This is a genomic window from Maricaulis sp., assembly GCF_017642925.1.
In the GTDB taxonomy this organism is placed as follows: Bacteria; Pseudomonadota; Alphaproteobacteria; order Caulobacterales; family Maricaulaceae; genus Maricaulis.
This window is the reverse complement of record NZ_JAEPOL010000007.1, coordinates 168,638-176,503: the sequence shown is the minus strand read 5'-3', so window position 1 is coordinate 176,503 and position 7,866 is coordinate 168,638. Positions and strand designations below refer to the sequence as shown.

The following is a 7,866-nucleotide window of genomic DNA, read 5'->3' as shown; positions in this document are numbered from 1 at the left end:
GTCCCGCAAGGGATCCGGGTAAATCTCCGCGTGCGGGATGCCTCGGGCATCACCACCAAAGCTTCAAATCGGACACCAGATGTCCGCCGTGCATCCCGCACCCCTCTCATAGCTCCAGGCGCACAGCGCCGTGGAGGGTTTCGTGCTTCCTCATCTCCAAACACACATGATTTTTCCCGGAAGCGCACAGCGCTGTCCGGGACCGACTGGACGCGGCTCACGCTTCACACCGGTCGGTAGATCCCGGATCTGCAGCCTGCCTGCGCAGGCTTTCATCCGGGAGAAATGGGAGACGGAGAAAAAGATACGCTGATGCTTTCCCCGGATTTATTCCGGGGGCTGGCGGCGTTTCAGACGCGGGCTCAACCAGGCCCCGGCACAAGGCCGGGGAAAGTGGAGAACCGGGGAGAGAGGAGAGAATGACGCAGAGAAACCGCGTCACTCAATCGTGCAGACCTTTGCCGGCCAGGATGCGGGGGCGGTGTTTGGCGATGCGGTTGCGGCGGGTTTCGGCCTGTTTCGCACCGGCGATATGCAGGGCATAGCCGCGCTGGCGGCCGGGCGTGAGGGCGTCGAAGGCGGCGCTGAGTTCAGCATCGTCGGCGAGCGCCTCGGTCAGTTCTTCCGGCAATTCCAGCTCGCCCCGGGGCGGCAGTTTCGCGCCGGAAGCCTCGACATTGATCGCCGACGCGACAAGCGCCCGCAATTGCGGTTCCGCCGACCGGATCGCGTCCGCACTGGTGAACTCCAGCCGTTTCGCGGAGCGCGAATTTGGGCCCTGTTCGCGCAGCACGCCGTCCGGATCGTCGACCAGCGCACCCTTGAAGAACATCAGCGCCAGGAAGTCCTTCATCGGCTGCATGATGGCGATGTTCTCGCCGGCATGAGCATAGCAGGGCTTGGCCCATTTCAGCGCCTCGTCGAGGCCGCTATCGAGCAGGATGGGCCGCAGGGCCTGCATCTCCTCGCGCCAGGGTCCGGGCGTTTCAAGATAGTCGTCGACGGGGCTGGCCATGGCAAATCATACCGGTTGTGTCTGTTCGCCCCAGAGAAACATGCCCGTCCGTGAGGTCAACGGTATTCGCCCACTCCCCAACCCGGCAGAGCACGGCTAGTGTGCCGTCGGACTAACGGGGAGAGCGTTCATGAAATACCGGTTGATTGCCGCCACATCCATCCTTCTGGCTGCGTGCCAGCCGTCGCAGGACGACACGTATGCGACGCAAGACACGCCGCCGGCGGCCGAACCCGCCCTCTCCATCGAACGCGCCTTTGCCAGTCCGGACCTGGCCGGCGCCCGGCCGCGCTCGCTGACCTTCTCGCCGGACGGCAGCCGTGTCACCTTCCTGCGGGCCAAGGAGGAGGACGCCTCCGTGCTCGACCTCTGGGCGATGGATATCGATGGCGGCGAGCCCTATCGCCTGGTCGATGCCCGCGTGCTGGCACCGGAAGAGCAGGAGCTGTCCGAAGCCGCACGGCAATTGCGCGAGCGCGCCCGCATCTCCGAAAGCGGCATCGTCTCCTATGACTGGGACAGCCAGGGCGAAGCCATCCTGGTGCCGCTCGATGGCGACGTCTTCCGCGTCGATGTCGGGAGCGGCGAGGCCCGGCGCCTGATGGAAACGCCGCAATACGAGACCGATGCCCGCATCTCCCCGCAGGGCAATTTCGTCTCCTTCGTGCGCGACCAGAATCTCTACCTCATCGACCTGGAGACCGGCGAAGAGACCGCACTGACCACGCAAGGCGGCGGGCTGATCTCCTGGGGCATGGCGGAATTCGTCGCCCAGGAAGAACTGGACCGGCGCACCGGCTATTGGTGGTCGCCGGACGAGCGTTATCTCGCCATTGCCCGGGTCGATGAAAGCCCGGTCGACAATATCGAACGCATGGAAATCGCCACCGACGGCTCGGCGGCGGTGGTCGACCAGCGCTATCCGCGCGCCGGCACCGACAATGCGATCGTCGAGCTTTTCATCCTCGATCGCGAGACCGGTGAACGCCGCCAGGTCGAGCTGGCGCAGACCGATGACATCTATCTGGCCCGTGTGAACTGGGCGTCCGACAGCGGCACGGCCTATATCCAGGTGCTCAACCGGATGCAGAACGAACTCACCATCCTGGCCGCCGACCCGGCGACCGGCGAGGCCAGCGACTGGCTGGTCGAGACGACGGATGTCTGGATCAATCTGACGAATGATTTCCGCGCCCTGGCCGATGGCAGCGTCATCTGGACCAGCGAGGACACGCCGGGCGGCTACCGCCATATCCAGCACCGCGCCGCCGACGGCTCGCTGATCGCCCAGGTCACGGCCGGCGACTGGCTGGTCAATGAAGTGGATGCGGTGGATACCGTGAACGGGCTCGTCTATTTCACCGGCTGGACCGAGACGCCGCTGGAACGGCACATCTATTCGGTCCCGCTGAACGGGTCGGCCGATCCCGTGCAGATCACGCAGGGCGAAGGCCGCTGGTCGGCCTCCTTTGCCAGCGATGCGGCGACCTTTATCGGCACCTATGACGACAGCGATACACCGTCCCAGACCGCACTCTATTCGATCGGCGGCGACCGCATTCGCTGGATCGAGGAGAATGCCGTTGTCGAGGGCCATCCCTATTTCGACTATGCGGCCGACCATATCGTGCCGCAGTTCGGCACGCTGACCGCCGCCGACGGCACGACGCTGCACTACCAGCTCTACCTGCCGGCCGATTTCGACCCGGACCGGCAATATCCCGCCGTGCAGTATCTTTATGGCGGCCCGCACTCCCAGCAGGTGCATCGCGGCTGGCAGGGCGTGCGTCCGCAGCTCTTTGCCCAGCGCGGCTATGTCTATTTCACCATCGACAATCGCGGCGCGTGGAATCGCGGACGGGAGTTTGAAAGCCATATCCAGCGCCGCATGGGATCGGTCGAGGTGGAAGACCAGCTCGTGGGTCTGGACTATCTGAAAAGCCTGGATTTCGTGGACGCCGACCGGGTCGGCATCTGGGGCTGGTCCTATGGCGGCTATATGACGCTGATGACCACGCTGCAGGCGCCGAGCGCCTTCGCCGCCGGTGTTTCGGGCGCGCCGGTCACCGACTGGACGCTCTACGACACCGCCTATACCGAGCGCTACATGGACCATCCGGACGCGAACTTTGAAGGCTATCAGTCCTCCTCGGTCTTTGCGCACCTGGACAATTACGAAACGCCCCTGCTGCTGATCCACGGCATGGCGGACGACAATGTCATCTTCGCCAATTCCGTGCGGCTCTATTCGGAAATGCAGGAACGGCGCTACCCGTTCGAGATGATGACCTATCCCGGCCAGCGTCACGGCGTGCGCGGCGAGGCCCGGCAGGTGCATCTCTGGCACACGATCTTCGACTATTTCGACCGCAAGCTGAAAGACGGGGAGTAAGCCTTGCGTCAGGGGGGCAGACGGCCATGATCCGGGCCAATGTGATCGAGAGGGCGGACGAGATCCGGAACGCGTTCCGGAACGCGTCTCCCTTCCGCCATGCCTGCATTGAAAACTTCCTCGACGCGGACATCGCAAAGCAGGCGCTGGCCGACTTTCCCGGCTTTGACGAGGACGCCGCGCGCAACGAGTTCGGGGATGTCGGCCGCAAGGCGGTGAATACCGACCTGCCCCGGATCAGCCCCTTCTATGCGCGGCTGAGCGATTATCTGGTTTCCGACGCATTCATGGACGCGATGAGTGCGCTTACGGGGATTGCCGGGCTGAAGCCGGATGTGAACCAGTTCGGCGGCGGCACGCATGAAAACCTCGACGGCCAGTCGCTCGATCCGCATGTCGATTTCAACTACGACATGGCCACCGGCCGGCACCGCCGGATCAACCTGCTGATCTATCTCAACCCGGTCTGGGACGAGGCCTGGGGCGGATGTATCGAGCTGCACAGGAATCCGCGCGATCCCGAGCATGACGAGACGGCTGCATTCGCGCCGCTGTTCAACCGGGCCGTGATGTTCGAGACCAATGAGCATTCCTGGCACGGCTTCCGCCGCATCGCGATCCCGCCGGGCGCGGGTGTGCATTCGCGCAAATGCCTGTCGATCTACCTTTATACCGATGACCGGCCGGAGGACGAGATCGCACCGCCGCACGGCACATTCTACGTCCCGCCGCCCCTGCCCGGCACGCTGGTCGAGGGACACACGCTGACCGCTGAGGACGTTGCGGAAATCCGCGACCGTATCCAGCGCTGGTCGCACTGGCTGGAGTTCCACCAGAAGCGGGAATTGCGCATGTCGCAGGAGATCGAGGACCTGCGTGTCATGGTGGCGCCGGAGGCGCCCTACATCAACCGGGGAGTCCGGCATCATGTCGCAGCCATGCTGCGGGAGGCCGGTGAAGTGGTGATCGCGCTCGGAAACGCCGTAGGGCGGCTGTTCGGCCGCAGCGGCTAGAAAGCAACCCAGCGGTCGGCATCGCTGCGCATACGGTCGCGCCGCGCCTTCCAGTCCGGCATCAGCCCCGCCACCACCCGCCAGTAGGCAGGCGAGTGATTGTGCTCGACCAGGTGCGCGGCCTCATGGGCGCAGACATAGTCGATCAGCGGTTCGGGGAATCCCATCAGCCGCCAGTTGAGCCGGATCGTGCCATCGGCGGCACAGGAGCCCCAGCGCCGCTTCTGGTCCCGCACGATGACCTTGCGGACGGGCCGCCCCAGCTGCGCGGCATAGGCCTCGACGCGCGGCGCCATCAGGGCCTGACCCTGCCGGGTATAGAAACGCTGCAGCGCAGCCGTGAGGGTGCGGGCTCGCAGTTCGCCCGACAGGTCCGGATCGTGGCGCAGGACCAGCCCGTCCTCATCGCGGCGGACACTTGTACGCACGCCCGTCGGATCCAGCCGCAGGCTGACCTCGCCACCCAGCCAAGGCAGGATTGCACCATCCACAAGGTCCAGCGTGCGCGGGGCCGGCCGCGCCGACCAGGCATCCAGCTTGGCCAGAATCCAGCCGGACTTGGAGGCCAGAGCGCGTTCGATATCCCGCTCGCTCACCCGGCGCGGGGCCGTGACTTTCAGACCGTCATGGCTGATGGAAAATCCGATCGTGCGCCGGTCCGACCGGCGCAGCAGATAGGCGATGTCCCGGCCGTCCAGCCGGATGGAGCGGGACGCCGGCGTCATGCCACCGTCAGCAGATCGCCGCAAATGGCTTCAAGCCCGGCCTGGTCCACGGCATCGAAGGCACCGAATTCGGTCGAGTCGACATCAAGCACCGCAACGAGCGCACCGCTGGCATCGCGCACGGGGACCACGATCTCGGAATTCGAGCGGCTGTCGCAGGCGATGTGCCCCGGAAAGGCGTGGACATCCTCGACCAGCTGGGTTTCGCCCGACGCCGCCGCCGCACCGCAAACGCCATTGCCGAAGGGAATGCGCAGACAGCCCAGCGTGCCCTGATAGGGACCGACAACGAGTTCGGCCGGCTTGTCCGGATCGACGAGGTAGAAGCCGGTCCAGAAAAAGCGCTCTCCGAAAGCCTCGCGCAGCAGGCAGGCTGCCGTCGCATAGCGGGCGGTCAGGCTGGTCTCGCCGGCGATCACCGAGGCAATCTGCTTGCGGACATCGGCATAGGTTTCGGACTTGTCGGACATGGACGGTCTTCCTTCTGGCAGGCCGGGCACAGATTGGGCGTGCGCCTGCCGGGTTCAAGCCCGCGCTGCAGCCCGTAGCCGCTAGAGCCGCACAAGTCCGCGCAGGGACTGCCGGATTGCGCGCTCGATCACCTGCTCGGCAATGTCGCCGCCCTCGCCTCCACCGGCACTGCCCTGGCCGCCGCCATCCCGGCGGTCACCGCGGGGATCGTCGTGCTGGCCGGTCTCGTATTCCAGCCGGGTATTGATCATGCGGATACGGGCATCGACCAGCCCGTTGATCGCCTCATCCACCTTGGACGCGACATTCATGCCCAACTCGCGCGCTTCCTTCACGGAGATCGCCTGGCTGTGCGACAGCTCGCCGGAGGACAGATAGTCGGCCAGAAAGTGCTCCGGCTTGCCGGGTTTGCGATGGACCGGATTGACGATCTCGCGCGCCACCTTGACCGCATACTGGTCATACTTGCGCGCTTCATGCGCCAGCATCACCAGGACATCCTGCGTCGCCAGCACCCCCTTCTGCTCGATCAGGGCGTTATAGGCATCGGTGGGAAAGCCGCCATAGATCGTGTCGATCGGTCCGAGCGAGGCGGTCTTGTTCATGCACACCTTGTCGGCCGCCAGCGCGATCATCGTGCCGCCCGACATGGCGATATAGGGTATATGGGCGATGACCCGCGGTTCGCGCTTGGGATTGTGGTGCCCCTTGGTCTTTTCCAGATGCTGGCGCAGGGCCTGGGCGATCATGTGGGCCGGCCGGGCATAACCGCCCAGCGTGTGCAGCACGACCACGATCTTCGCGCGGGCATTCGCCTGGCGGATCGCCGCGACCGCCTGCAGGGCCTCGTCGAAGGCAATCTGCTGCTGGGCGCTGTCGCGGCCGACGAAGTCGTCGCCGAGATCGTGGATCAGATCGATCAGGACGGTGTTGCCGGTCTCGATCTTCTTGCGAAGCTTTTCGTATTCCCGGCGCGCATCCTCATAGTCGGCAAACCGCTTGCGGCGCAACTTGACCATCTGGCGCTCGTCGGAGCTGGCGCGCTGACGGCTCAGATACTGGCCATAGGCATACCCCAGCGCGGCGAGCACGACGAGCGCAATCGCCGCCCCGATCAGGACGGTATTGTCGATGCCTTCGGCCACGGCACCCCCCGGGACACGCACCCACCCGTGGATGCGAAACGTCCCGGAGATATTAACCAAACCCTAACGAAACCGACAAGCTGAACCGGCCCGTTTCCGGTCGATCAGTCGAGCGCACCGGACACGGTTGCAGCGCCGCCACCGCCTGCCGCGACCTCGCGCTCGCCGGCCAGCTGGTTCAGAAGACCGGCCAGGCGCACGCCGGCCTGTTTCAGCCGGTCGCGGCTCGTGCGCAGCGAGCGCTGGTAATAGGCCTCGCCCGGTTCGATCGTCTGGTCGGCCCGCGCCCAGTAATAGGCAAACTCGCGCGAGCGGACGATGTCATGGCTCTCCTGTGCCCAGCCGATGGAATCGAGCTGGGCGTAGACGTCGACACCGCCAAGCGGGATTTCGGCCTCAAGCGCATCGGCCAGATACTGCCAGCGTTGGGCTTCGGGCGCCCAAGGCCATTCCTCGCTCATATGGTCGAGCAGGATTTCGCTGTCCCAGACCCGGTGCAGATTGGTGAACCGCTCGCCGCGCCACAGCACCGGGATGTCATTACCGCCGCGATCACCCTCGATCGAGACATGCAGGGGCTGGTGCACATCGCCCATCCAGTGCGCCAGGAATTTCAGCGCTTCCAGCCGCTCCGCATCGCTGCGGGCACGATCGGCAAAAATGCCAGCATGGAGATCGATGGCTTCGGTGATGCAGCCGTCCTCGGCACAGTCTTCCGGATCGATATGCGGATCTTCGCGGGTCTGGTTCACATAGTGCCAGGGCGCCGTGTGGCGGTGCGTCGTGCCACGCACTTCATCGGCCCAGGAACACGCATCGCGGAAGTGGTCGAACTGAGGGTCGAGCGCGATCAGCCGGTCGACTTCGCTGCGCGCATCCTCGGTCAGGTGGCGATAGGCCAGGTCGCAGACAATACGGTGGCCATCACGGCCATAGGCTGCCGCCGGTGCCGGCACGGCCACAGCCGCCAGGGTCGCGCCCACAGCGACCAGACAGATCGAGAATTTCATGGTGTTCCGCCCTTGAACCGAGCGGTCCTCACCGCTCTCCCGGGCCTGTCTAGGCGAGCGGAAGCCCTGCCTCTACTAGCCAAGGCGGGCGCGAG

The 7,866-nt window shown here is 65.1% G+C and carries 7 protein-coding genes; 2 read left to right on the top strand and 5 right to left on the bottom strand.

The genetic code is table 11. The features are described 5' to 3' along the window. Positions 1-442: 442 nt before the first annotated feature. Positions 443-1,015, bottom strand: a complete 573-nt coding sequence (locus JJ918_RS07900; protein ID WP_291885523.1) for a YdeI family protein — start codon at positions 1,013-1,015, stop codon at positions 443-445. Positions 1,016-1,145: 130 nt separating this feature from the next. Between JJ918_RS07900 and JJ918_RS07895 the strand changes: the two genes are divergently transcribed. Together JJ918_RS07895 and JJ918_RS07890 are read left to right on the top strand one after the other, a co-directional pair. Beyond that, a complete protein-coding gene (locus JJ918_RS07895) occupies positions 1,146-3,407 on the top strand; it encodes a S9 family peptidase (RefSeq protein WP_291885520.1) in 2,262 nt (753 codons plus the stop codon). Between the two features lie 26 nt (positions 3,408-3,433). Continuing rightward, positions 3,434-4,420: a 2OG-Fe(II) oxygenase gene (locus JJ918_RS07890; RefSeq protein ID WP_291885517.1), complete on the top strand. Its 987-nt coding sequence runs from the start codon at positions 3,434-3,436 to the stop codon at positions 4,418-4,420. Here JJ918_RS07890 and JJ918_RS07885 read toward each other — a convergent pair. The 4 genes from JJ918_RS07885 to JJ918_RS07870 all read right to left on the bottom strand — a co-directional run bounded on the left by JJ918_RS07885 (position 4,417) and on the right by JJ918_RS07870 (position 7,771). Beyond that, entirely contained in the window at positions 4,417-5,145 is a 729-nt protein-coding gene (locus tag JJ918_RS07885) for a M48 family metallopeptidase (protein ID WP_291885514.1), read from the bottom strand. The two genes, JJ918_RS07890 and JJ918_RS07885, sit on opposite strands and share 4 nt — an antisense overlap. Next, positions 5,142-5,615 carry a GAF domain-containing protein gene (locus tag JJ918_RS07880; RefSeq protein ID WP_291885511.1) on the bottom strand — a complete coding sequence of 158 codons (474 nt, stop codon included), beginning with the start codon at positions 5,613-5,615 and terminating at the stop codon, positions 5,142-5,144. Before JJ918_RS07880 ends, JJ918_RS07885 begins: the two co-directional genes overlap by 4 nt. Before the next feature lie 81 nt (positions 5,616-5,696). Then, positions 5,697-6,761 carry a hypothetical protein gene (locus JJ918_RS07875; RefSeq protein ID WP_291885509.1) on the bottom strand — a complete coding sequence of 355 codons (1,065 nt, stop codon included), beginning with the start codon at positions 6,759-6,761 and terminating at the stop codon, positions 5,697-5,699. Positions 6,762-6,865: 104 nt separating this feature from the next. Continuing rightward, positions 6,866-7,771, bottom strand: a complete 906-nt coding sequence (locus tag JJ918_RS07870) for a S1/P1 nuclease (RefSeq protein ID WP_291885506.1) — start codon at positions 7,769-7,771, stop codon at positions 6,866-6,868. Between the last annotated feature and the right edge of the window lie 95 nt (positions 7,772-7,866).

Coding starts and splice junctions, on each gene's coding strand:
- JJ918_RS07900 (WP_291885523.1), bottom strand. CDS start 1,015: ATGGCCAGCCCCGTCGACGACTATCTTGAAACGCCCGGACCCTGGCGC.
- JJ918_RS07895 (WP_291885520.1), top strand. CDS start 1,146: ATGAAATACCGGTTGATTGCCGCCACATCCATCCTTCTGGCTGCGTGC.
- JJ918_RS07890 (WP_291885517.1), top strand. CDS start 3,434: ATGATCCGGGCCAATGTGATCGAGAGGGCGGACGAGATCCGGAACGCG.
- JJ918_RS07885 (WP_291885514.1), bottom strand. CDS start 5,145: ATGACGCCGGCGTCCCGCTCCATCCGGCTGGACGGCCGGGACATCGCC.
- JJ918_RS07880 (WP_291885511.1), bottom strand. CDS start 5,615: ATGTCCGACAAGTCCGAAACCTATGCCGATGTCCGCAAGCAGATTGCC.
- JJ918_RS07870 (WP_291885506.1), bottom strand. CDS start 7,771: ATGAAATTCTCGATCTGTCTGGTCGCTGTGGGCGCGACCCTGGCGGCT.